Here is a 24,882-nt window from a genome sequence, read left to right as displayed (position 1 = left end):
GTGTTGGCGGAGTTAAGCGGTGCTAAATTGTGGCGAGTGACAAACTAAAGCATGATAGTTCTGATGAGTACATTGCCGTACTCGCCAGACCCACAACCGAAAGTCGAGGAACCATGCGCCGCAATGTTGCACGCATCGGGCTCGTCGCTGCCCTCGCCCTCTCCATGGGCGTGGCCACAGCGACCGCCCCACCCACCCGGGCCGACGACCACACCGGCCTCATCGCGCCTGCCCGCGCGAGCGCCGGCCTGATGAACTACGCGATTAACCTGAGCCCGCAGGCCAGCGCCGAAGATCTCGCGCGCGCGACCTCGCTGGTCGCTTCCGCGGGGGGCGTCGCCCTGGCCTCGTACCCGCAGATCGGAACGTTCTTCGCCCAAAGCGAGTCGGCCTCGTTCGCCCCGGACCTGGCCCAAGCCCTGGCGAAGGCCGGCATTTCTGTGCATTCGGTGGGCCCGACGCGCGTGGCCGCCGTGCCCGAAGGGGAACGTCAGGCCGCTCCCGACCCGCAGCCCGGACCGCAGTCCGGGGACGCGGATACCGCGCAGTCCGGTGCCCAGTCGGGGGCCCAGTCCGGCGCTCAGTCGGGTGGTCCGGCTTCCCTGCGCGGCCAGAGCGCGACCGAGGCCGATAAGCCCGAGGAGGTCGTCAACTGGGGTGCTCAGGCGATGAGCGCTGCCGACGCTGCCGCCGTTCCGATCGCGCACGCGCCCGTCACCGTCGGCGTCATCGACACGGGTATCGACGACACGCACCCCGACCTCGTGGGACGCGTCGACACCTCCCGGTCTGTTTCTTGCGCGCACAACGGCATCGCCTCCCAGGCCTACGGTTCCTGGCGTGACGACTACTTTCACGGCACGCACGTCGCGGGCATTATTGCCGCCAACCACAACGGCATCGGCATCGACGGCATCGCCCCGACCTCGACCCTCGTGTCCATCAAGGCCGCGAACAGCGAGCAGCTCATGTACCCCGAGTACGTGACCTGCGGCTTCATGTGGGCCGCCAGCCACGGTGTCGACATCGTGAACAACTCCTACTCGATGGATCCGTGGGTCTACTGGAGCCCGAGCGACCCCGAGCAGGCCGCCGGCCTCGAGGCAGCGACCCGCGCGATTGCCTACGTGCAGGGTAAGGGTCTGGCTGTCATCGCCTCGGCGGGCAACGACGGCATGGACAACGACAACGTCACGACCGACAGTGGATCGCCGACCGACCTCGACACCCCGATCAAGGACCGCCCGGTCAAGGACGGCGTGAAGGTCCCCGCCATGGTCGAGGGCGTCAGCCAGGTCAGCGCCGCCACGCGCACCGACGTCGAGACCAAGCCCGAATGGTCGAACCTCAAGCGCGCCGACTTCTCCAACTACGGAAAGAGCGTCGACTTCACCGCGCCGGGCGAGGACATTTACTCGACCGTGCCCACGGCGATCTTCGCATCCGGCTACGCCAAGACCAGCGGCACCTCGATGGCCGCACCCCACCTGACGGGCATCGCCGCGCTCATTAAGTCGATCCACCCGGGCTTCCAGGGTAAGCAGATCACCGACCTCATGCGCAAGCAGGCCGCCATGGAATACACGCGCTTGCAGGAGCCCGAGGACGGCAAGGAGTACCGCGGCTACGGCTTCATCAACGCGCTGACCACCATGCGTCGCGATCAGCCCCAGCCCACCGTCACGACCCTCCAGTACCGGGTCGGCAAGGGTGAATGGAAGGACCTGGATGGAGCGACCCTGCCCGCCGGCCCCGTCACCTTCTACGCCGAGGCCAACGCACCGATCAGCCACCTGCACATGGATGTCGCCTCCCTGACCAGCGTCGACCGCGACGGTTCAGGCAAGTACGGTGACTCAGCCGTCGGCGTGTCCGCTGAAAACGTTGACCTCTCCTCACTCCTGCCCGAGGGCACCGACTCCGTGACCGCGCGCGTCCAGGTGAGCGCCACCGGCATCAACTTCGACCGCCAGGCCGACGACGACACGGGCCGCGAGGCCGTCTTCACCGTCTCGCGCGACCCGAACGCCGCGGCGCAGCCGACGCCCGCGCCCGACATAACGCCCGCGCCCGCTGGCCCCGCCAAGGCCGGCATCACCGCCCCCGCGCGCGCCGCCGAGCAGCTGCCCGCCAACTACGCGGTCAACCTGCCCAAGGGCACCGATAACGCCACCTTCCAGCGCGCCGCGGCCCAGGCCTCGTTCCTGGGCGGCCTGGTCCTGTCCCAGTACCCGGCCTTCGGCACGTTCTTCGTGCAGGCTGCCTCGCCCACCTTCTCGCCCGACCTGGGCGCCGCGCTCGTGAAGGAAGGCATCAGCTACGACTCGATCGGCCCGACCCGCCAGGCACCCGTCGGCGGCAACGAGGCCGTGGTCCCCGTTCCCTACGAGACCCGAGTCGCGGCGGACGCGGCGCTTGCGGCCGCACCCCGCTCCGAGGGAGCTCAGGGGGCTCAGAGCGATCAGGACGCGACCCTGACCCCGGACCCGCAGACGGGCAACGGATGGCACCTCCAGGCCCTGCACGCCCTTGAGGCGCAGGACGTGGACGTCATGCGCGCCCCCGTGACGGTGGGCATCATGGACCAGTCCGTGGATGACACCGTGCCGGACCTGGCTGGACAGGTCGACTACGACAAGTCCGTGGCCTGCAACGTCAACGGCGTGCCCAACCGCGACCCCGACGCGTGGCGCTGGGACGACGCGACCCACGGCACGCACGTGGCCGGCTCGATCGCCGCGAAGCACGACGGCGTGGGCGTGGATGGCGTGAACCCGACCCTGCGCATCGCCGCGATCAACGTGGCCTCGCGCAACGGTGGTTTCTTCTACCCCGAGTACATCGCGTGCGGCTTCGTGTGGGCCGCCGACCACGGCATTTCCGTGACCAACGGCTCGTACTACGTCAACCCGTGGAAGTACTGGATGCCGAACGACCCCGAGCAGGCCGCTGGCCTGGAGGCCGTGCAGCGCGCGGTCGACTACGCGACCTCGAAGGACGTCATCAACGTGGTGGCCGCCGGCAACTGGACGACGGACCTGGATAACCCGCCTGCCACCGACGATTCGTCGCCGGGCGACACCTGGGGCGCGTATGAGCGCGACGTGAAGGGCGGCGTCTACATGCCGTCGATGCTGCGCGGCACGCTCGCGGTGTCCGCCCTGCAGCTGCCCGAGGGCGCTGACCCCGCCACCGGCGTGCTCGAGCCGACGTCCTGGTCGAACTGGGGTGCGAACAGCATCGACTTCGCTGCCCCCGGCGCGAAGATCTATGCTCCGCTGACGAGCTGGTACGGCAAGGCCTACGGCAACCTGTACGGCACGTCGCAGGCGTCGCCCCTGGCGGCCGCCGTCATCGCGACGCTGCGCCAGGTCCACCCGGAGATGAACGCCGAGCAGATCATCGCCCTGGCGAAGAAGCAGGCGAGCGATCCGGCGAACTGGAACCGCTTGAAGCCCATGGAGGGCCACGAGTACCGGGGTGCGGGCCTGCCCAACGCGCTGGACGCCGTCCTCAAGGACCAGGCGAAGCCCGTCATCGGCAGCGTCGAGTACTCGACCGACGGCACCACGTGGCAGCCGCTGGCGGGGGAGAGTGTCTCCGGGCGCGTGTCCATCCGCGTGACGGTGACCGGTCCGGTGACCTCGGCGCGACTCCTCGTCGGTGAGCGTGAGGTTGCGACCGGTGTGGGCAACGGCGCCTTCGAGGGTAACTCGGTGATGCTGCAGGCCGACGGCGTGGACGTGTCCCACCCGAATGGGACGGGACGCTTCGCGGGTGCCGCGACGGTGACGGTCGAGGCCATGGGCCGCAACAACGACGCGCGCGCCGACGACGATGCGACCCTCCAGGTTCCCTTCACGGTCAGCCCCGACCAGGTCGGCCCCGACGAGGCCCGCTCGGGCCGCTGGGTCTCCGGTGCGTTTGGCTGGTGGTGGCGCTACGAGGACGGCACGTACCCGACCTCGACGCAGCTGCGCATTGACGGGGCGATCTACCGCTTCGACGCGCGCGGCTACATGGTGACCGGCTGGGTCAGCGAGGGCGACCACTGGTTCTACTACGGTCCCTCCGGCGGCCAGGCCGCGGGCTGGGTGAAGGTACATGGGACCTGGTACTACCTGGATCCCATCAGCGGAGAGATGGCCAGCGGGTGGACCAAGGTGCGCGACACCTGGTACTACCTGGCGTCCTCGGGTGCCATGCGCACCGGCTGGATGCGCGAGGGTTCCACCTGGTACTACCTGGCTGACTCCGGCGCGATGGCCACGGGCTGGGCGCGCGTCGGCTCCTCCTGGTATTTCTTCGCCCCCTCCGGCGCGATGAGCGTCGGCTGGGTGAAGGACGGCGGCTCCTGGTACTACCTGTCCTCCTCCGGGGCGATGGTGACCGGGGCACGCTGGATTGACGGCACGCGCTACGTGTTCGATCAGTCGGGTCGCCTCCAGGAGTAGGCGTTACGAGGCCGGGGTTCCTTCCCCGGTTGAGCGTCCAGGGGCCGCGCACGAGTTCTCGTGCGCGGCCCCTGAGCGTTGCGCGTGGGGATGGCGCGTTCGAGGAGTGGGTGGCCTGCGCGGTAGGTGCGTGGCCGTGTATGAGAGGGGCTTTTCGCGGGGGTGGAAACTGCGCCGTTGTCCTTGTATTTCGGCGGGATTTTTCAAGTGAATGTGGCCGGTGACAAACATGCTGATAATTGTTTTTGCGCGCACAAAGATGTGTGCGTGACAGTGACAAGTGAAAGATGAGGAACCATGCGCCGCACCGTTGCACGCATCGGCATCGCCACCCTCGTAGCCTTCGCGATGGGAACAGTAACGATACCCCCACCCACTCGAGCCGATGATCCTCCCGTCGGCATCATCGCGCCCGCCAGGGCGAGCGCCATCTACATGAACTATGCCATCAACCTGAGTGACGTCGGCACGGATGCCATGAATCGGGCCGTCGCCCGCTTGCCGTATCATCAGGCCGCGATTCTGGCCGGCTACCCGCGTTACGGCACGTTCTTCGCGCAGAGTAATTCGCCGACGTTCGCGCAGGACCTGGCGCAGGATCTGGCCCGCGAAGGCGTCGGCGTCCACTCGATTGGTCCGACGCGCACGCAGGAGCTACCCGAGTCGGATCGCATGGAGCTGCCACCCGAGGGCTTTGACCCCGATGCGGAGCCCACCCCCGAATCGGGCAGCCAGAGCGGTCCTCAGAGCGGTCCTCAGAGCGGCGACGAACCGGGAACGGTAGCCGCCGAGAACATGGCCACGTTGGATGAGGACATTGCGCCCACGGGAGGGGCGTACGAACAGCTGACGAACTGGGGGAGCGTCGCCATGCACGCGGCCGAGGCCGCCGCGGTGGCGGTTCCGCATGCTCCCGTCGTTGTGGGCGTTATCGACACGGGTGTGGATGATCGCCATCCCGACATGATCGGGCGCGTGGATTCGCATCATTCGGTGTCGTGTACGTGGAATGGCATGCCTAACCAGGAGTATGGCGCGTGGAAGGACTATGACTCTCACGGCACGATGGTCGCCGGCATTATTGCCGCTAACCACAATGGTTACGGTATCGACGGCATCGCTCCCGATTCGACGATCGTGTCGATCAAGGCCGCTGATGCCCAGCGCCACACGTACCCGGAGGCGTTGGCGTGTGCGTTCACGTGGGCCGTTAATCACGGCGTGGATATCGTGAATAATTCGTATGTGATGGGCCCGTGGCGCTACTGGGATGCGTCGGATCCTGAGCAGGCGGCGGGTTTGGAGGCGGCGACGCGCGCGATTACGTTCGCTCGCAGTCAGGGGGTCGCGATTTTCGCGGCTGCCGCCAACGATGACGCGGACAATGATCACCCGGCGGGCCAGGATCTTCCCCACGATGGTGCGGATCTGGCGTCGACGCGCGGGAAGCGCGGCGTGATGGTCCCCCAGATGATTGAGGGGGTCAATCAGGTCAGTGCGGTCGCCCGCCAGGGGGTGGTGTCGGAAGGCATGCGCGAGGTGTACTTGCGTGCCGACTTCTCGAACTACGGGAAGAGCATTGATTTCGCCGCGCCGGGTGACGATATTGAATCGACGGTCCCCAATGACGTGATGCCGGCGCACTACGCCAACGGCGGCGGAACGTCTTTCGCTTCTCCGCACGCGGTGGGTGTCGCCGCGCTCATCAAGTCGGTGCATCCGACGATGACGGGTGATCAGATCGTGGACCTGATGCGTAAGCAGGCGGCGATGAACTACGACCGGTTGTCCGCGCCGAAGGATGGCAAGGAGTACCGCGGCTATGGGTTCCCGGATGCGTTGGACGCGGTGCTGCGCGACCAGCCTCGGCCCTCGATCATGATGGTGAACTACCGTGTCGCCGGTGGCAGCTGGACGAGTGTGGACGGCGCGGTTCTGCCCGCGGGCCCGGTGGATATTCAGACTGTGGTGACTTCTCCGGTGACGAATGTGCACCTGGATGTTGCGGGGCTGGCCAGCGTGGACCGCGCGGGGTCGGGACAATTCCTCGACGATGCGTTGACGGTGACGCTGGAGGGCGTGGACCTGTCCTCCCTGATACCCGAGGGCGAGGCGTGGGTTCGCGCCCGCGTGCAGGTCAGCGCGAGCGGCAATAACGCTGATCCGCGCGCCGACGATGACGAGTTCCACGAAGCGACGTTTACGGTGGCGCGTGACCCGTCGGCGGTGCCTACGCCGCAGGAGCCGGATCCGGGTGCGGAGCCGACCCCCGGCGAGCCTGTCCTGCCCGGGATCACGTCACCGCAGCGCACGAGCGCTCAGCTGCCCGCCAACTATGCGGTCAACTTGGCGCAGGGCACGGATCACGCGACCTTCCAGCGGGCCCTCGCCCGGGCCTCGAACCTGAAGGGCCTGGCGCTGGGACAGTACCCCGAGTTTGGCACGTTCTTCGTGCAGTCGGCGTCCCCGACGTTCGCGTTCGACTTGGGCGAGGCCCTGGCCGGCGAGGGGATCCGGTTTGACTCGATCGGCCCGACTCGCGAGGTGCCGGTCGGCGGCAACGAGGCCATGGTTCCTCTCGATCACGAGGTGCGCGTGGCTGCGAACGAGGCGGTGGCCGCTGCGCCGGGCAGTACGGGTGCGCTGGGGGTGACCTCGGTTGCGGACGCCGCTGCGGCCTCGAGCGACCAGGCGGACGCTGGGTGGAAGCCCGACCCGCAGACGGGGAACGGGTGGCATCTGCAGGCGCTGGGGGCTCTGGAGGCTCAGGGCGTGGATGTCATGCGTGGGGATGTGACGGTTGGCATCCTCGATCAGGGGGTGGACGACACCATCGCGGACTTGGCGGGCCAGGTGGATCTCGACAAGTCCGTGTCCTGCTCGTTTAACGGCATTGCGAGCCGCGACCCGTCGGCGTGGAGGCGTACGACGTCCACGCACGGTACGGCCGTGGCCGGGGCGATAGCCGCCAAACACGACGGGCACGGCACCGACGGGGTGAATCCGACGCTGCGCATCGCCGCAATCAATGTGGCCTCCGCGAACGGCGGCTATTTCTACCCCGAGTACGTGGTGTGTGGTTTCGCGTGGGCCGCGAACCACGGTATTTCGGTGACGAATAGTTCGTTCCGCCTCGACCCGTGGATGTACTGGCTTCCCCGCGATGGTGAGCAGGCCGCCGGCCTAGAGTCGGTACGCCGCGCTATCAACTATGCGGCCTCCCACGATGTCATCAATGTGGTGGCGGCAGGAAACAACGGGTTTGACCTGGATAATCCGCCGTCGCTGGATGACCAGTCGCCTAACGACACGTGGAAGCCGCAGGAACGCCGAGTCTACGGGGGCGTGCTCGCGCCCGCGATGCTCGACAATGTCGTCCCCGTGTCTGCCCTGGCTCGCACCCAGGGGGCGGACGGACAGGCGGGCGCGCTGGAGCGGGCCTCGTGGTCGAACTGGGGCGCACGTACCGTCGCTTTCGCCGCGCCCGGGCAAGACATTTACGCCCCCATGCCCTCGTGGGCGGGGGACGCGAACGCGATGACGAGCGGCACGTCGATGGCGTCACCCCTGGTGGCCGGCGTGCTCGCAACCCTGCGCCAGGTGCACCCGGACATGAACGCCTCGCAGATTCTCGAACTGGCGCGCAAGCAGGCCAGTGATCCCGCGAACTGGGATCGCCTGGTGGCCCCCGACGAGAACCACGAGTACCGCGGTGCCGGCATGCCCAGCGCCCTCGACGCCGTCTTGAAGGATCAGCCTCGTCCCACGATCGGGCAGGTCGAGTATTCGTCCGACGGCGCGACGTGGAGCGCGCTCGCGGGGGCGAGCGTGTCCGGGCGCGTGTCCGTGCGCGTGCGGGTGAGTGGTCCTGTGACGTCGGCGCGCCTGGCGGTGGATGGGCGCGAGGTTGCGTCCGCGTCGGGCAGTGGCGCGTTCACGGGGGACGGCCTCGTGCTGCGCGCTGACGGAGTGGACGTGTCCGCTTCGGGTGACCCGACCCCGGTGACGGGGTCCCTGGTCGCCTCTGTTGAGGCCCAGGGGCGCAACAGTGACGCGCGCGCCGACGATGATGTGTCGGCGAGCGTGACGTTCACCGTGACCGCCGATCCGGGAGGCGCCGACGAGGCCGGGGATGGCCAGTGGATGACGAATCCGCTGGGCAGGTGGTGGCGTCGCGCCGACGGCACGTACCCCGCCTCGACGTCGTTGCGCATCAACGGGTCCGTGTATCGTTTCGACGCCCACGGGTACGTGGTGACCGGCTGGTTCGCTGAGGGTGGCCACTGGTACTACTACACGCCCCCGACGGGGGAGCAGGCCTACGGGTGGGTGCGCGTGCACGGCTCCTGGTACTACCTGGATCCCACCAGTGGGGTGGCCAGCGTCGGCTGGGTGCGTGTCGGTGGCACGTGGTTCTACTTCTCGTCGTCGGGTGCTATGCGCACCGGGTGGCTGCGCGAGGGGCCCTCGTGGTACTACCTGGACCCGTCCAGCGGGGCCATGAAGACGGGGTGGCTGCGTGAGGGGTCGTCCTGGTATTACCTGGATCCGTCCAGCGGCGCGATGCGCGTTGGCTGGCTGCGCGATGGCGACTCGTGGTACTACCTGTCGTCGTCGGGCGTCATGGTGACGGGGACTCGTTGGATTGACGGCAAGCGCTACGTGTTTGATGCGCGTGGGCGTTTGAGGCAGTGATCCGGGTATGCTCCGCGGCGGCACCATGTCGCTGAGGTGCCCGGGGCCGCGCACGATTGCTCGTGCGCGGCCCCGCTGCGTTGAGTCCTGTGCGTTGCGTGCCGTGGTGCGCGGTGGGTGTGTGGTTGTTTGACAATCTCGCACGTAATTCCGGTGTGTGTCCTTCATGGTTGTCTTTGGAATCGTTGCTATTGCACGGTTTCTGCGTTCTGTCGTCGGAGGGGTGTGTGTGAATTACGTGCGAAATTTTTGGGAGCGTGGTGCGTGTGTGGCCTGGTGACGGTTTAGTGGCCTTGTTTTTCTTCCCAGGTGTCGGTGTTGGAGACGATGAGGTGGTTGAGGGGGAAGGGGCCTGTTGTTTCTTTGGTGGTGACTAGGCCGTTGATGGTTTGGGTTTCTCCGGTGAAGGGGTTGGTGGCCGTACCCGACCAGGTGGTGGTCAGTGTGATGGTGCGGGTGGCCTCGGGGTAGGGGCCGTCGAAGCGTGAGCGCCACCCGTTGGGCGGGGTGTAGTAGTGGCGGATCAGCCTGGGGTCCTTGTTGGGGTCCATGCCCTTTTCGAAGGCCATCCCTTGGTAGGCGGTGATGGTGTTCGGTGTGCCATCGCCCCAGTCCCATTCGTAGTTCGTGGCTTTCAGGGTGATGGTGATGTCGTGTCCGAGCAGGTTGATGACGTGAGTCTGGGTCGGGTTAGTGACTGATACGAGGGTCGGGATGTACTTGTTCGTATACGAGACTTTTGGTGGCTGCTTGTAGATCCCTGCGCCATCCGCGTGAATGGTGGCAGCAGCGTGACGCAGAATCTTCTGGGTTGAAGGAGGATCTGACGGCGTTTCTGCGGACGGCGGAGGATCGTCGCATCTCCAGTAGGTTGGGAACATCATATGACCCGAATCGTAGGAAACTGGGTGTTCACAATGGTAGCCAAACGCAAAATCCAAAACGCTGTTCGTAGTCGTTGGTTCAGTCGCTCGAGGTGAACCCGTGTCATCTTCTGATGGTTGAGAGGGGCTTCCTACTGTGCCAGGATTATCTTCGTTCCCATCCTCCCACATATCAGTGTTGACATCCCTATCGATTCCGTTGGCGTCAAAACCCGAACTTGGTGCGAGGGCTATCGCAGGTAGGCAATTAAAAATTAGTAAAGAAGATGAAGTGGAGGTGATTGCTAGGAAAATGCGTAATTTATTCGTCATCATGATCTGTGGAGCTTCCTTGTACCTCTGTCCAGCGGTTATCTTTCCATGTCATGAATAAGGTAATTGTTGAACTGTGTTCGGAATCGTCAACAATAATGCTCTGCCCCTTGCACCTTGTTCCATTATTTGCGCTGACGCGAAAGCGAACTCCGACGGTATTTGGTGGAATCGTTCCATCTTGCGATGAAACTGCTTCAAGACGAAGTACCTCCTGTACTGTTACTGAGTTTCCATATGACCAGCCATTTGTATACATTTCTTGAGTATTGGCAATGTGGTTCTTTGCAAAGTTCGATGATGGGTCAGACATATTGGCAAGTGGCTGGGTGTCGCCGGTATTCCAAGAATAGATCAGGAGTGCGAGGTAGTGTTCTGCGGCTGCTTCTGCGCCTCTTTCGGTGTTTTCCTTGGCCTCCTCAGGCAACTCAGGCTTGGTGTAGGTGTCTGCGGCGTATTGGGCGGGGCGTACGAGGACGCCGTCGGGGCCGATCTGGTAGCCGCCCGACATGGCCGCCTCGCTCGACACTGATGATGCGGGTGTGGGCTGCGTGGCAGGGGTCGTCGCCGCGACGCTAGGTTTTTCGCCCCAGGCTCTCCACCAGCCTTCGGCAACCCCGTTGATGTAGACGGCGAAGACGGCTCCTGCGACGAGGCACACGTAGACCACGCGCATCGTCCAGTAGAACGGCTCGACGTGCAGCCACGCCCGAAGCCGGGGATGGGCCCCCGCAGGATGGGCGTCGTCATCAACCCCCAGCCCGCCACTGGCCGAAAGGCATGTTTCCCGTGACGCGGTGTCGCGCGGCAGCTGATCATCATCCTCGGTATCGAGGGGGTCGAACAATGGTGGAACCGTCATGGCGTAGTACTCCTCCACGGTGAGGTGCCCTGCGGCGTGCCCCCGTCGTTGGGAGCGCGCCCTACTGTTTCAGGGTACGCGCAGAACCGACACGAAACATAAAGAATGCATAGTAACCACCATGCACGTTCTTCCACCCCGGCCGCACAAGCGTGCGTGCGACCATGCAACCCAGCTCCGACCTCGTCAATGAGTGAAGAAGATGTTATGGGGTGGTCGCCATGCGTGGCATGAATTTCGTATACGATATTTGTATGAGTGAGCGTCTTCTTCATGGAAAGTTCGTTAGTGACGAGCAGATTCAAGCGTGGGCTGATGAGGCTGAGCGCGGCTATGACCTGACCAAGCTGCCGCCTCCGCGTCCCGGCCGTCCTCCGGTGGGAAAGGGGCCAGGGGCAGCCGTCACAGTGCGTTTGGATGCGCAGACTCTCAACGCCCTTATGGAACGTGCTGCCCGCGAGGGGATCGATAGTCGTTCCGACGCGATACGCGCAGCCGTGCGCGAGTGGACCCATGTCGCTTAAACTCCACGCCAGCGCGCGCAAACATTTCGTGCGTGACCGGCTTACTGATGAAGCGGTCCGATATGCTTACGAGCACGCCTTGAACTCGTGGCCCCTCGATGATGAGAACGATCCAGGGCGCTGGCTCGTGGTGGGCATTGATCAATCTGGACGCGTGCTTGAGATGGTCGTCTTGATTTTCGATAGCGGTGGAGAACTTCTGATCCATGCAATGAAGGCACGTCCACAGTTTCTGGAGGGGCTTCGATAGCTCTGTTATCGGGTCTTGTTGGCACGGGAATGCGTCCAGTGAGCGTCACTGTTCTCCGATCTGTACAGATCCGATCGGAGGATAGTCGCGTAACATTGTCGCTCCTTACCCACGGTTCGCCGATGCAAAGCCTGCCTTCTCCGGCGTCGTGCCCAGGCGCGCGGCGATGAGCTCCTTGTCCTTCTCTGACGCGAGGTCACGGACCCACGAGGCGTAGGTGGCCTCGTCGGAGTGGACCTCCTGCGTGAACGGGTTGCGCCGCTTGGAGACGATCGTGCGCACGTGCGCGGCGAACACCCACGCGTTCGCCACGAGGGCGGCCGCCGAGAGGATGACCATCGCCCAGGGGTTGTGGGCGCTGCGGTGGGCGAACATCGAGTCCTGCATGAAGTGGGGGAAGGTGAGCACGACCGCCGACCACAGCGTGAGCGTGTACGCCCGGTACTGGATCCACGCGCCTCGCCCGAACTTCATGAGAGCCGGGATAGTGCACGAGGCCAGCAGCGCCATGCCCGAATACCACGCCCGGTCCGCCAGGCAGTTGTACACGTAGGCGAGGTTCCACAGGTCGTAGGCGATGATCCATCCGATCGTCAGGTCGCCCCAGATGAGGGCACGCTCCTTGCCCTTGGACACGAAGATCCCGACCCACCCGGAGATCGCGAGCAGGTTCAGGATTCCCGCGACGCCGTTCATGATGTTCCACGGCCCGCCCCACGTGACCATCCCCTGGGCGGGATCCACCCCGTGAATCCCGTAGCACTGGAAGTCGCGCACCACGGCCTCGGCGATGTTCACCGCCAGGATCGCGGGCGGGATGATGAGGTACCAGCGGTTGTGTCGCAGCCTGGGGAAGACCTGCAGGGCGACGAGGCACAGGGACCCCGCCAGCGCCGAGTACTGTTTCACGATCGGGAACCAGCCCGCCGAGGCCGTCCCCGCCGTCGAGTGCGGCCACCAGAAGATAGTCAGCGCGATGGGCACGACCACGAAGAGCGCGAGGACCACCCACATGTTGCGCTGGGCCAGCCATGCGGCGCCGGCGAGGAGCGCGACGACGAGGAGGAGCATCGCGTAGTCCCACCACTGGCCGACCTCGAAAAAGAAGAGCGTTGGGTAGTCCGGGGGAGTGATGCCGCCGCCCATCAGCGCTGCTCCTTGCCCCAATTGGGCAGGTAGGTGCGCTCCATCTTCTGGCGGATCTGCTCATCCCAGGAGAATGTCGGCTCACGCCAGCCGTCGAAGTAGGAGGCGTCGACCTCGCTCGCCCACGGGCTGTCCGCGCCCGTCGGCGGCCAGGAGGGGTCGTCGGTGACGGGTGGGCGGATCTCGGTGACGGCCGGGGCGGACCGTCCGTAGCGGAACCACTGGGTGAAGGTGTCCTCGAACAGGGGAGTCCCGTCGTAGCGACCGGCGGGCGTGCCCGAGTTGAAGAAGCGCCCGCCCAGCATTCCGCGCATGAAGCGGCCCGTCAGGTGCTGCTTCTTCTTGAACTCGAGGACGCGCTTGACGTAGAGGTTTTGCAGGTGCGTCATGCACCCGCCGATGAACTCGATGTTGATCCAGTTCAGGGCCTTCATGGCGGGGGAGGCGGGCTCGTATCCGATGCGCCAGTGGTTGATGAGGCGCGTGCGCTCACCCGATAGAGGCACCATGTAGAAACACCAAGCGGCCGCGAAGTTCGTCATCCCGGGGAAGCGGAACGCGTAGGAGCCGGGCGCCTTGGGTGGGTTCTTCGTGTCGACCCACTGGACCATGTACTTGCCGGGCACGACGTCCGCCCACTCCATCGACATGCCGTGGAAGTCGAAGGCCGCGATGTCGCCGGGCACCATCGAGTCGGGCTGCTGGAACTCCTCCTGGATCTCGTAGGAGTTGAAGAAGGGCAGGCGCGCGAAGACTCGCTCGAGGAACTCCGAGGAGAAGGATCCGGACTTTTCCGCGCCGATCTGCTTGAAGAGGCGCCACACCGCGTAGGCGGGCGCGTCGATCGTGATCGCGTAGGTCGAGGAGTAGCCGTTGTCGTAGTTGGCGTCGATGAGGTCGTCACCCGGGTAGTGCCAGGCCTGTTCCTCGGGCGTGGCCTTGCCGCTGAGCTGGCTGAAGGCGTACATGCCTCCCAGGAGCGCGGTGGTTCCGGCGAGGCCGGCAGCGCAGAGGGTACGACGGGGTAGGCGTGTCATGGGTCCTCCTCCTTGAGGAATTGACGAGGGGCGCCCGCGCTAGCGCTGGCCCGTGTGGAGCCCCGGAACGATGGGGATTCGACGGTGAACCCCGCACACTAGGTTAGTGTTTCGGATTATGATAGCCGACAACTATTAGCCTGGTTGTGCGTTCGAAGGAGAATGCCGTGGACTCGCTTTTCCTGTGGGAGCTGGGGACTCCCAAGGTGTATCTCATCTGGCTGCTGGTGCTCGCCGCCCAGATCGCCGTCGCGGAAATCAATCGGAGGTGGAACTGGACGATCTTCGCCGTGTGGACCGTGGGCGGCATCGCCCTCATGCCCTACGCGTGGATCCATGGGACGCCGATGGTGGGCTGGTTTCCGTTCGGCAAGTACGCGATCATGATCCTGACCGCCACAATGACGGGCACGGTCCTGGTGTACGCGAAGCGTAACCCGGTCAAGGCGCACAAGTACGCGATCTGGCTGGGTGTGGCCCTGTGGATCGGCCTGGCTGTCAACATCATGGAGGCGAACATCCGCGACCTGACGATTTACTTCAACGCGGATGCGTACTACGCGTGCGGTGCTGACTGGCAGTGCCTGAAGGGCGTCAACGACGCGCACACGATCGACATGATTGCGGGCCTGCCCGAGGCCAGGGGAGTGACCGCCGAGCTGCACTCCCAGCAGTGGTACCAGGAGGTTGCCGCCAACCTGGCGGAGCGTCACGTCGGCATCGACCCGGAGACGGGATTCCGCACGATCGGCGGCTACTGGAACCTGCTGTCCGCTGCGGCCGGCCTGCTCAACATCATCACGATCACGGGCCTGGGCAAGATCATCGTGACCTCGCCCGGGAAGCGTTCCGTGCGCGGCCTCATCTGGGTGGACATGGTGTGGCCGTGGGTGATCGCCTACGACCTGTGGAACCACGCGTTCTTGTACAACTCGCTGGCCGACTACACGTGGTACTGCACGCTCGCCCTGCTGCTCGCCTGCACGATTCCGGCGTTCACGTGGGCGAAGGGCCAGTGGATCTGGTTCCGCTGTTTCACGCTGGTCTTCTGGATTTCCATGAACACGCTCCTGCCCGAGGTCTTGGTGCCTCCCTCGGACATCTTCAACTTCGCGACCATGGACCCGCGCGCGAACATCACGTGCGCGGCCCTGGCGCTCGCGGCCAACGTCGCGCTGTTCGCCTACTGGTTGTACAAGATCGTGGTGTACAAGCGGAATCCGATCACGGGCGTCCTGTACTGCGAGCTGGCCGAGTTCCGCACCATCGTACGCGAACACTGCGATGACAAGGACAAGTATTTCCTCGTCGACCGCATCCCCGAGACCCCCGCCGAGCTGGGCTTCGAGCCCGACTCACCCACCCCGCCCTCGGATGGGTACCGCGCCTGGATGCCGTGGTGGAGGGGAGAGGATAGAAGGCACCCGTCGAAGAGGGGTGCTGGTTTACGGTCGTAGGTGCTCCTGCCACGTCCCGCATTGCCGAGGCCTCCCCGCGTTGTCGCGGGGAGGCCTCGGTCGTGTGCTCGGGCTCGGTGTCGAGTCATACTCGGGCTTGGGTGCCTAGTGGTAAAAGATCCTCACTGTCGGCAGGGCTGTAAGAGGCCGGGTAGCTACTGTTTCAGTGACTCGTCGACAACGTGTTCAAACAGCCGTACAGTCTCCCGTAATGGCGGATAGATCGAATCCGTATGTACTCCTTTATCACGAAGAATCTCTCTGAGCTTACGTTTGTAATGCTTTGGTACTCTAATGGAGTATCCAGCTGCTCTGCGCTGAGGGGTTTTCAGTTCCTTAATTTCATGAAAAAATAACCTATCATTCCTAAAATCGATGGGTAATGATGTGATCATGCGGAACTCTTCGGTGTTAAGTGGATAGTAGGTTGGTCTACCCGCTTTTTGTAAATGCTTTATTGAGCGTGGTAATATTATGCTGCCTGCACATTTGCAACGATTTTTGTTGCATTTTGGGCACCTGTTTGTATATAACTTTGTACCAGATGTCCAAAATGGAATGCCTCCGGTGAGAAAAAAGCCTCGTTGAGAGATCATTCTTGGATCAGAAAATGGTAGGAGTATTGGCCATGTTATGGTGCTCCAGAAGGTGGCAAAGGCTGGATTCTCGAGCAGCTTATCTAGATTGTTCCATCGTTCTATCATGTCCTGCCATATAAGTTGCTCAGATCGATTTACCTCGCTCTCTTCCTTCGGGAAAGTCTTCCATTTGAGTAAATTAGTGTTGATAAGAAAGATTCTGCCGTCTCTGTCATCGTCATTTTCGCATGCGAAAAAGAGGGCGACCTTCCAGTCTGAGGTGACATCGATGAGACGTGTTGGGGATCCGTGGTGCTGTAGCAGTGTGAGAGTTTCGAGTGCTGTCAGCTCTCGTCCAATCCCTATTTCTCTTACCTTCTTTAGTAACTTAGTTTCAGCTTTGATCATGCTTCTTTCGAGGGTTGATTGTTCCTCGAAATGCTGGCTATATTGTTCATCGAGTGACAGTTTCTGAAGGCTTATAGTCGATAGCTTGGTGGGGCGTGCGTTTAATAGTCGTCGATAGAGTGTGGAGGTAAAAGCAAATTTTGTATCCTTTTGGCCGCGGAAAAACCAGGCTTGTGATTTAGGTCTTGAATTAGTGGTTTTGTTATCTGGCTCGTTTGGGGCGATCTGGTCCGCTCTTTCTGAGTCGGCGCCATTTGTATTTGTGGGATCGGCGTGGTTAAGTGGTCGTCCCATATTGTCGTGTTGGTATATTGGCAGTGTGTTAATGGTCTTTTCTACTGCCTCGTACCACGCCTGAGCGTTTTTCTCATCGGAGTCGCTGGTGTCGTCGAAGTTGACAATAAGCTCGCGCTCTGTGAAGAACTTTTCGACGAATCTCTCGTCGCGTATCCTTCTTTCTTCTTCCGTTTCTTTATGTTCTTCGCTTTCGTCGTGGGCTTCTGTGTTCATGGTGTCCTATGGTTCTGGCTTGTTGGAATAGTGGGGGCTGTGGGGCTTGGGCTTGTTGGTGCTCGTCTAATGTTTGTGTGGGGCGTGTCAATAGGTGTTCGCTCTGACGTGTCCCTGTGCTATCAGCCCTGTTCCCTCCAGCACTCCAATGTGACTGTCGTCTCCGACCGTAACACAGCTGTTTGGATAGGTCATGCGCAACTGTCAAGTTGTCTGGCAAGTTGAAAAATACAAGCGGATCGCCGGAAAATCCTTGTCGTAACATTTGATTTAATCGTAGGGTAAATTTGCGGCCCCATAGTTGTCCAATAGATTGTCGGGTCGATTTCTGGCAAGCTCCCACGTCTGCCAGACAGGCGCTAGGGGAGTGGGTTCGTAACCACTCCAAGTGCCCGCCTCTCCACTTCTTCACCAAAAGGTCAAGGATTCTTAAAATGTGAAACCCTCTAGGAGGTTATCGACAAACCTTGACACCATGGTCCAATGGCGTGCCATCCGGACAGCCCCGGAGACGCGTCCCCATCAGAACAGAAACGAGGAACAATGATGCATCAACGCTCATGGAAGACCCTCATCGCGGGAGGTGCGGCGCTCGCTGTCGGCGTCACGCTCACCGCGTTCGGCGCCCCCGCGCATGCGGCCGGCACCCCGGGGATCACCTCTGAGGCTCGCGCCCAGGACGAGGTCATGAACTACGCGGTCAACCTGACCGCCGACGCCTCCCGCTACGACTTCAACGCGGCCGTCTCCAAGGCCTCGGAAAGCGGCGTGGTGCTGGCCCAGTACCCCGAATTCAACACCTTCTTCGTCCAGTCGGTGAAGGCCGCCTTCGCGCCCACCCTCGGCAAGAACCTCGTCGACACCGGCATCTCCTACCAATCGATCGGCCCCACCCGCTACAAGACGGTCACCGGCTCTGAGGTACGCACCGAGCAGCCCCAGAACACCACCTCTGAGGCCAACGCGGTCGCCGACGCCGCCGGCACGCACACGACCGGCCTGTCCGCCGACTCTCAGCTCAACGACTTCACCCCCGACGAGGGCGACGCCAACGCCTGGGGTCTGTCCGCCATCGGCGCGATTGACGCCCAGCAGGTCGACGTGGCCCGCGAGAAGGTCACCGTCGGCATCATGGACACCGGCATCGACCCCGACCACAAGGACCTCAAGGACAACCTCGACGCCTCGCGTTCAGTGGGCTGCCAGATGAACGGCATCCCCAACCAGGACCCGAGCGCCTGGAAGGATGACCACTACCACGGCACGCACGTCGCCGGCACGATTGCCGCCGCGCACAACGCGTACGGCGTGGACGGCGTGGCCCCCAGCGCCACGATCGTCGCGATCAAGACCTCGAACGAGGCCGGCTCCTTCTACCCGGAGTACGTGGCCTGCGCGTTCGACTGGGCTGCCGAGCACGATATTGACGTGACGAACTCCAGTTACTACATGGACCCTTACGCCTTCTGGATGCCCACCGAGGGCTCCCAGGCTGCGGGCCTGGAGGCTGCCTCGCGCGCGATCCGCTACGCGAAGAACCACGGCGTCGTCAACATCGCCGCCGAGGGTAACGACAACGACGACCACGACAACCCGACGATCGACAAGGCCTCGCCCAACGACGTCGAGGGCGCCGCGGTTGAGCGCAACGTGGCCGGTGGCGTGGACGTGCCCGCCATGCTCAACGACTCCGTCGTCTCCGTGTCCGCCGTGGCCCTGCCCACCGGCACCGATCCGGCTACGGCCACGCTCGAGCGCTCTAAGTTCTCCAACTACGGCAAGAACTCCGTGGACGTGGCCGCTCCCGGCTCGCGCATCTGGTCGACCCTGCCGACCTGGAAGAAGGATCCGCCCTTCGGTTACCTGTCGGGTACCTCGATGGCTTCCCCGCACGCCGCGGGCGTTGCCGCACTGATCAAGCAGATCCACCCGGACTACACCCCCGATCAGACGATTGAGCTGCTCAAGAAGCAGGCGGGCTACACCTACGACCGCCTCGCCGTGCCGACCGACGGCAAGGAATACCGCGGCGCTGGCCTCGTCAACGCCCTGGCTGCCGTCCTGAAGGACCAGCCGCAGCCGGTCGTCGGCAACCTTGAGTACTCGCACGACGGCGCCACCGATTGGCGTCCTCTGGCCGACGCTCACGTCTCGGGCACGGTTTACGTGCGCACCACGGTCTCCGGCCCCGTCACCGCGGCGTCCCTCCAGGTCGCCGACAAGGAGCCCGTGACCGGCACCGGCACCGGCGCCTTCACGGGTAACGAGGTCACTCTCGTGGCCGGCCCCTACGCCGCTGCCGACCTGATCGGTGATGGCCCGCACGTCGACGTCACCGTGTCCGCCGAGGGCCGCAACAAGGACTCTCGTGCCGATGACGACGTCAAGGACACGATCCACTTCCACGTGGACGAGTCCCTGCACGACGGCGGCGCCTGGGTCAACGCCGCCGACGGCTGGAAGTACTGCTACACCGACGGCTACTGCGCCCGCAGCAAGTACGTCACGATCGATGGCGACACCTACTACTTCAACGGCGAAGCCGTGATGGCGACCGGCTGGGTCACCTTCGACGGCGCCTGGCACTGGATGACCCCGTCTGGCCGCATGGCCAAGGGCTGGGCCAACGCGAACGGCACCTGGTACTACCTCGATCCCACGACCGGCGCCATGGCGACCGGCTGGGTTAACGACGGCGGCACCTGGTACTACCTGAACGCCTCTGGCGCGATGGCTACCGGTTGGGCCAACGTTGACGGCTCCTGGTACTACCTGAACGGCAACGGCTCCATGGCCACCGGCTGGACCGCCGTGAACGGCAAGTGGTACTACCTCACCGGCAGCGGCGCGATGGCGATCGGCTGGGTTAACGACGGCGGTACCTGGTACTACCTCGATGCCTCCGGCAAGATGGTGACCGGCTGGGTCACCATCGACGGCACGCGCTACCACTTCGCGTCCTCCGGCGCCTGGCTCGGCTGAACAGGCGGGGACGAGGCCGGGGCTAGGTCACTTCGGCCTCGACCCCCGCGCTGAGCGCTCCTGACGCAGAGCGCAACTGACGCCCAGCGCGCCTGACGCGCAGCGCCACACGCTCGGCGCAACTGAAGACACGAGGGGCGGGTCCGAACAATCGTGTTCGGACCCGCCCCGCCTTCTCTCACAGGTCCCGGGAGAGATCCGGGCGCGCCCCAACGATGCCCCGGGGCGCGATGGGGGTTACCCCAAGGAGTCGAAGAGGACCTGCAGGCCCTCGCCCATGGTCGGGTGCGCGATCGGCAGGAAGCGCAGCTGCTCGTAGGTCAGGCCGCCGGCCATGGCGACGTGCACGGCCGTGATGACCTCGGAGACGTTCGGGCCGATCAGCGTGGCGCCCAGGATCTGGTGCGTGTTCGCGTCCACGACGGCCTTCCAGAAGCCCTCGCCCGCGTAGCGCATCGTCTTGGCGCGCGGAATCGCGGCCGTGGGAATCTTGGCGATACGCACGTCGAGGCCAGCCTCGCGCGCCTCGCCCTCGGACAGGCCGATGCGGGCCAGCTCGGGGGTAGCGAACACGGCGTAGGGGATCGTGCGGCCCTTCGTGGTGGTCGTCGGATCGTCCAGGGATGCGCCGGTCAACTGCGCGCGGATGATGCGGAAGTCAGACCAGGACGCGTGCGTGAACATGGGGGTGCCCGCGCAGTCGCCGGCCGCCCACACGCCCTGCGCGGAGGTGCGCAGGTGCTCGTCCACCGCGATGAAACCGCGATCGGTGAGCTCAACCCCGGCCTCGTCCAGGCCGATGCCGTCCGTGTTCGGAACTCGACCCACGGCCACCAGGACAGCCTCGGCGGAAACCGTGGAACCGTCGGAAAGCGTCAGGGTCGTCGTGTTGCCCTCGCGCGAGGCCGACTCGGCGCGGCCCGGCACGATGCGCACGCCGACGGCCTCCAGACCGGCCTCGACGACGCGGGCGGCGTCCTCGTCCTCGCGAGGCAGCACGTGATCGCCCGAGGAAATGAGCGTGACGTCCACGCCGAAGGCCGCCATCATCGACGCGAACTCCACGCCGATGTAGCTGGCACCGATGATCGCCAGCGAGGAGGGCAGCTCCTCGAGGCGCAGGATCTCCTCGTTCGTCCAGGCGCCGGACTCCCACAGGCCGGGGATCGCGGGGCGCGCCGGACGCGAGCCCAGGTTGATGAGGACGCGCTCGCCGCGAATCGTGCGCTCGCCACCGTCCTCCAGCGCGATGGTCACCGTGCGCTCGCCCGTGAAACGAGCCTCACCACGGATGAAGTCCAGACCGGGGGCCGCGAACATCTTCTCGTGCGCGCCGACCATCGCACCGACGATGCCCTCCTTGTGGGCGCGGAGCTTGGCCAGGTCGACGTGAGCGCCCTCGGTGCCGACGATGCCGAACGCCTCGTCCGTGCGGGCATCGCTCAGGCGGCGCGCCGAGTTGACCAGCGACTTCGTCGGGATGCACGCGACGTTAATGCAGGTGCCGCCAACGAAACGGCGCTCCACCATGGCGACCTTCCAGCCCGCCTTCGCGCGCTCCATCGCGAGGGACTTTCCGGCCTTGCCGCCGCCGACGACCAGCAGGTCGACGGTCTCGATTGCGTTCGTGGACATGTTTCTCCTTGGGTAGTTCAGGGTTACCTATCTCAACGCGCCGCGCCGTGTTCTATTCCGACAGGTGGGCAATCGAAAGGTGCGTATTATCACGCTGAAACAGCAAACTGACTCTCGTTTGGCGGGTGTAATGAAGCGAAGGGCCACATAGTGATCGTGCCGTTCGTTCAAACCCCCGTCGGCATGCTTAGATAGGGGGCATGAGGGCTCTAGAAATTGGTGATTTCAAAGAGGATGTGGGGGCCGCACTTGCGCGCGCCTCATCCGGTGAAGTCGTCACGCTCACAGAGGAAGGCCAGCCCGTCGCCGAGCTGGGCCCCGTGCGCATGTCGACCTACGCGCAGCTGCGCGAACTTGGCCTCGAACGTCCCGCCATGGCGGACCTTGACGCCTACCAGATGCCGTCCAAGAACCTGCCCGACGGGCGGGGAGTCGTCGGCAAACTCGACGAGTAGACGCCCAGCGCGGGGGTGCGAGCGCGCTACCCCCGGCGCTTGGCGCGGTTCGTGGGCTCCGCGTGCAGCGTGTCCTCGGGCCACGGGTGCTTCGGGTAGCGCCCGCGTAGTTGCGCGCGCACGTCCCGATACGGCCCCGCCCAAAACGACGTCAGGTCAGAGGTGACCGCCGCGGGACGCCCCGCCGGATCCGTCAGATGCAGCACCAGAGGCACGCGCCCGTCCACCAGCCGGGGCGTGTCCGTCCACCCGAAGGCCTGCTGGACGCGCAGCGTGAGCACCGGGTGCGCGCCGCTCCAATCGATCGGTCGGGTGCCGCCCGACGGGATCGGCATCTTCTCCGGCGCCAGTTCATCGAGGCGCGCAGCATCCGGCCACGGCAGCATCGAACGCAGCGCGTCAAGCATCGACACCTTGGACAGGGAACCGCCGTTTGCGAGGCGCTTGGCCCAGGGAATGAGCCACTGATCAGCGGTGCGTGCGAGGGCCTCATCCGACACATCGGGCCAGGGATCGCCCAGCACCTCGTGGAGGACGCGCATGCGTTCGCGCAGGGACGAGGCCTCCTTCCCCCAGCCCAGATCCCCCAGACCGTGGGCGGCCAGGTGATCGGCCACCAGCGCGGTCGCCTCCTCCTCGCTCAGGGACGAGGCCGGGGCGGCCTTCAGGGGAATCGCCCCCAGGGTGCGCGTGCGTGTGGTTGTGAGAGCGCCTTTGTCAATTGAGGCCTGCGTGCGGGTTTCCAGCAGCGCCGCGCCGGCCGCCAGGGCGTCCTCCTCTGCCAGGGGGACAGCCGCGAGAATGCGCGCGTGGCGCGAAGCCGGAGCCCGGTCAATTGACGCGACCGCCAGCCATTCCTGGCCCTCCAGAGGAGAGCCCTGCGGCAGCTCGGCCCCCACGCCGCCCGCCAAGATGTAAGCCATCGACCCCGGGCGGCGACGCGCAATCCACTCCGGATACGCCAACGCGCACGTCAGCGCCAACTCGTCCTCGCGGGTACGCCCGTGCGCATCCTGGCGCGCAGCTGTCGGGGCAAGCGCGTCTGTCGCTGAAGAGTTTGGAAGGCGCTTCGCTAGACGCTCCAAGCGCGCCTGCGTCTCCTTCACCCGAGCCGCCTGCGCGTGCGCACCTGAAGCGCCGCTGGCGCCTCCGCGACCCAGCCGACGCTCCCACGCACCCAGGTCAGCCCCCGGCACGCGCACGTCCTCCGACAGGAGGGCCACGAAACGCGCCGCCTTCGACGCCCCCAGGACCGCGCTCGACGCCAGGAGGGCCCTGCCCAAGGGCGGGTCCAACGGCAGCGACGCCAGCGTGCGGCCGAGAGCGGTGGCGGCCCCGGCCTCGTCAATAGCACCGAGGGAGGACAGGCGCTGGCCCGCGGCCTCCCATGTGCCCGCGGGTGGAGCGTCGAGCAGGGCCAGTTCCTCCACCGGGGTGCCCCACGCGGCGACCTGCAGGCGTGCATCCGTCAGGTCCTGCGTGGCGATGCCGGGCGCAGACTGGGCGGGCCTGCGCGCCACGTCCACCGCATCCATGACGCGCACTGCGATGCCCGGGCCGGTGCGCGCGGCGCGACCCGCGCGCTGCTCGAGGCGCGCGAGGGCAGCAGGGACCGTGACGAGCGAAGAGAGGCCGCGACCCGCGTCGAAGCGCGGTTCGCGCGCCAGACCCGCATCCACGACGACGGACACGCCCGGGACCGTCAGAGACGACTCCGCAATCGACGTGGAGAGGATGACGCGGCGACCACTGGCGGGGGAGAGTGCGCGGTCCTGCTCGGCGGCGCTGAGCTGTCCGTGCAGCGTCAGGACCGGGATGTCGCCCAGGTGCAGGTTGCTGCGCACGGTCTCGATCTCGCCCACGCCCGGCAGGAACACGAGGACCGAGCCCTCGGTGGCGGCGACCGTCTCCTCGACCGTGCGCGCCACGTGCGCCAGGTACTCGCGGCGCACGCCCACCCGCTCGTTCCCGATCGCGCCCACGGCCTCGACGCCGCGCGGCGGGGGAGCATAGCGCAGCTCCAGCGGAAAAATATCCCCCGGAATATCAACGAGCGCAGGCTCCTCGCCCGTCGAGGACCGCAGGAAATCAACTGTGCGCGAGGCCTCGAGCGTGGCCGACGTGAGGGCCACGAACAGGTCGTCGCGCAGCGCCGAACGGGCATCCAAGGCAAATGCCAGCGCCAGGTCCGTATCCAGGTCGCGCTCGTGGAACTCATCCACGATCAGCGCCGACACCCCGGGTAGTTCCGGATCGCGCTGCAGCCGGCGCAGCGCCACGCCCGGCGTCACCATCTCCACGCGCGTACGCTCACTGACCCGTGAATCCCCGCGCACCGAATAACCGACCTGTCCGCCGACCTCCTCGCCGAGCAGACGCGCGATCCTACGCGCCGCCGCCCGCGCGGCCACCCTGCGCGGCTGGGTGACGAGAACCCGACCCGCCGACGCGTCATGGCGCGCCAAGGCCACCGCCACCGCGGGCGGCAACAGCGTCGTCTTACCCGTGCCCGGAGGTGCCGTGATCACCGCGCAGCCGCCCGGCCGCGTCGCCGCCGCAATGTCACCCAGGGCGCGCGTCACCGGCAGCTGTGGCGGGTGCGAAACGAGTTCTTCGAGGGTAGGCATGGATTCATTGTGCGTGTTCTTGGGGTGCGCACGCATCCGGGGAAGAATCGTCTCTCTGTGCCGATG

At 64.9% G+C, this 24,882-nt stretch carries 14 protein-coding genes; 7 read left to right on the top strand and 7 right to left on the bottom strand.

Going from position 1 to position 24,882, the window contains the following annotated elements; translation table 11 throughout:
• Window positions 1-113 precede the first annotated feature (113 nt).
• Window positions 114-4,454 (top strand): S8 family serine peptidase, encoded by a 4,341-nt coding sequence (locus HMPREF1478_RS06730; RefSeq protein ID WP_016461325.1) that lies wholly within the window; start codon window positions 114-116, stop codon window positions 4,452-4,454.
• 297 nt (window positions 4,455-4,751) lie between these two features.
• A complete protein-coding gene (locus tag HMPREF1478_RS06725) occupies window positions 4,752-9,149 on the top strand; it encodes a S8 family serine peptidase (RefSeq protein WP_016461324.1) in 4,398 nt (1,465 codons plus the stop codon).
• 284 nt (window positions 9,150-9,433) lie between these two features.
• Here the strand turns inward: HMPREF1478_RS06725 and HMPREF1478_RS06720 are convergent, their stop codons facing one another.
• Both HMPREF1478_RS06720 and HMPREF1478_RS10425 read right to left on the bottom strand, forming a co-directional pair.
• Window positions 9,434-10,030 carry a hypothetical protein gene (locus HMPREF1478_RS06720; RefSeq protein WP_016461323.1) on the bottom strand — a complete coding sequence of 199 codons (597 nt, stop codon included), beginning with the start codon at window positions 10,028-10,030 and terminating at the stop codon, window positions 9,434-9,436.
• Between the two features lie 304 nt (window positions 10,031-10,334).
• Window positions 10,335-11,207, bottom strand: coding sequence for a DUF6318 family protein (locus tag HMPREF1478_RS10425; protein ID WP_016461322.1), 873 nt, complete (start codon window positions 11,205-11,207; stop codon window positions 10,335-10,337).
• A 254-nt stretch (window positions 11,208-11,461) separates the two neighbouring features.
• Between HMPREF1478_RS10425 and HMPREF1478_RS06715 the strand changes: the two genes are divergently transcribed.
• Together HMPREF1478_RS06715 and HMPREF1478_RS10870 are read left to right on the top strand one after the other, a co-directional pair.
• On the top strand, window positions 11,462-11,731 hold the full coding sequence (locus HMPREF1478_RS06715; RefSeq protein ID WP_034475470.1) for a ribbon-helix-helix domain-containing protein: 270 nt from the start codon (window positions 11,462-11,464) through the stop codon (window positions 11,729-11,731).
• Window positions 11,721-11,981 (top strand): toxin, encoded by a 261-nt coding sequence (locus HMPREF1478_RS10870; protein WP_083940085.1) that lies wholly within the window; start codon window positions 11,721-11,723, stop codon window positions 11,979-11,981. Before HMPREF1478_RS06715 ends, HMPREF1478_RS10870 begins: the two co-directional genes overlap by 11 nt.
• 105 nt (window positions 11,982-12,086) lie before the next feature.
• On the opposite strand, the gene HMPREF1478_RS06710 is transcribed toward HMPREF1478_RS10870, so the two are convergent.
• Together HMPREF1478_RS06710 and HMPREF1478_RS06705 are read right to left on the bottom strand one after the other, a co-directional pair.
• Window positions 12,087-13,127 (bottom strand): DUF5692 family protein, encoded by a 1,041-nt coding sequence (locus tag HMPREF1478_RS06710; protein WP_016461320.1) that lies wholly within the window; start codon window positions 13,125-13,127, stop codon window positions 12,087-12,089.
• Entirely contained in the window at window positions 13,127-14,164 is a 1,038-nt protein-coding gene (locus tag HMPREF1478_RS06705) for a hypothetical protein (RefSeq protein WP_016461319.1), read from the bottom strand. The genes HMPREF1478_RS06710 and HMPREF1478_RS06705 overlap by 1 nt, the downstream gene beginning before the upstream one ends.
• Window positions 14,165-14,331: 167 nt before the next feature.
• On the opposite strand from HMPREF1478_RS06705, the gene HMPREF1478_RS06700 reads away from it, so the two are divergent.
• Window positions 14,332-15,621 carry a DUF5692 family protein gene (locus tag HMPREF1478_RS06700; protein WP_016461318.1) on the top strand — a complete coding sequence of 430 codons (1,290 nt, stop codon included), beginning with the start codon at window positions 14,332-14,334 and terminating at the stop codon, window positions 15,619-15,621.
• A 155-nt stretch (window positions 15,622-15,776) separates the two neighbouring features.
• Here HMPREF1478_RS06700 and HMPREF1478_RS10415 read toward each other — a convergent pair whose 3' ends face one another.
• Entirely contained in the window at window positions 15,777-17,117 is a 1,341-nt protein-coding gene (locus tag HMPREF1478_RS10415; RefSeq protein WP_016461317.1) for an FRG domain-containing protein, read from the bottom strand.
• Between the two features lie 546 nt (window positions 17,118-17,663).
• Between HMPREF1478_RS10415 and HMPREF1478_RS06690 the strand changes: the two genes are divergently transcribed.
• Window positions 17,664-20,099 (top strand): S8 family serine peptidase, encoded by a 2,436-nt coding sequence (locus tag HMPREF1478_RS06690; RefSeq protein ID WP_016461316.1) that lies wholly within the window; start codon window positions 17,664-17,666, stop codon window positions 20,097-20,099.
• Between the two features lie 237 nt (window positions 20,100-20,336).
• Here the strand turns inward: HMPREF1478_RS06690 and HMPREF1478_RS06685 are convergent, their stop codons facing one another.
• Entirely contained in the window at window positions 20,337-21,734 is a 1,398-nt protein-coding gene (locus HMPREF1478_RS06685) for a dihydrolipoyl dehydrogenase family protein (RefSeq protein ID WP_016461315.1), read from the bottom strand.
• A 200-nt stretch (window positions 21,735-21,934) separates the two neighbouring features.
• Between HMPREF1478_RS06685 and HMPREF1478_RS06680 the strand changes: the two genes are divergently transcribed.
• Window positions 21,935-22,189 carry a type II toxin-antitoxin system Phd/YefM family antitoxin gene (locus tag HMPREF1478_RS06680; protein ID WP_016461314.1) on the top strand — a complete coding sequence of 85 codons (255 nt, stop codon included), beginning with the start codon at window positions 21,935-21,937 and terminating at the stop codon, window positions 22,187-22,189.
• Window positions 22,190-22,215: 26 nt separating this feature from the next.
• Here the strand turns inward: HMPREF1478_RS06680 and hrpB are convergent, their stop codons facing one another.
• A complete protein-coding gene (gene hrpB / locus HMPREF1478_RS06675; protein WP_034475313.1) occupies window positions 22,216-24,816 on the bottom strand; it encodes an ATP-dependent helicase HrpB in 2,601 nt (866 codons plus the stop codon).
• Window positions 24,817-24,882: the final 66 nt, after the last annotated feature.

Origin of the sequence: Actinomyces sp. HPA0247, from assembly GCA_000411415.1 — a bacterium.
In the GTDB taxonomy this organism is placed as follows: Bacteria; Actinomycetota; Actinomycetes; order Actinomycetales; family Actinomycetaceae; genus Pauljensenia.
This window is presented reverse-complemented; position numbering and strand designations above follow the sequence as displayed.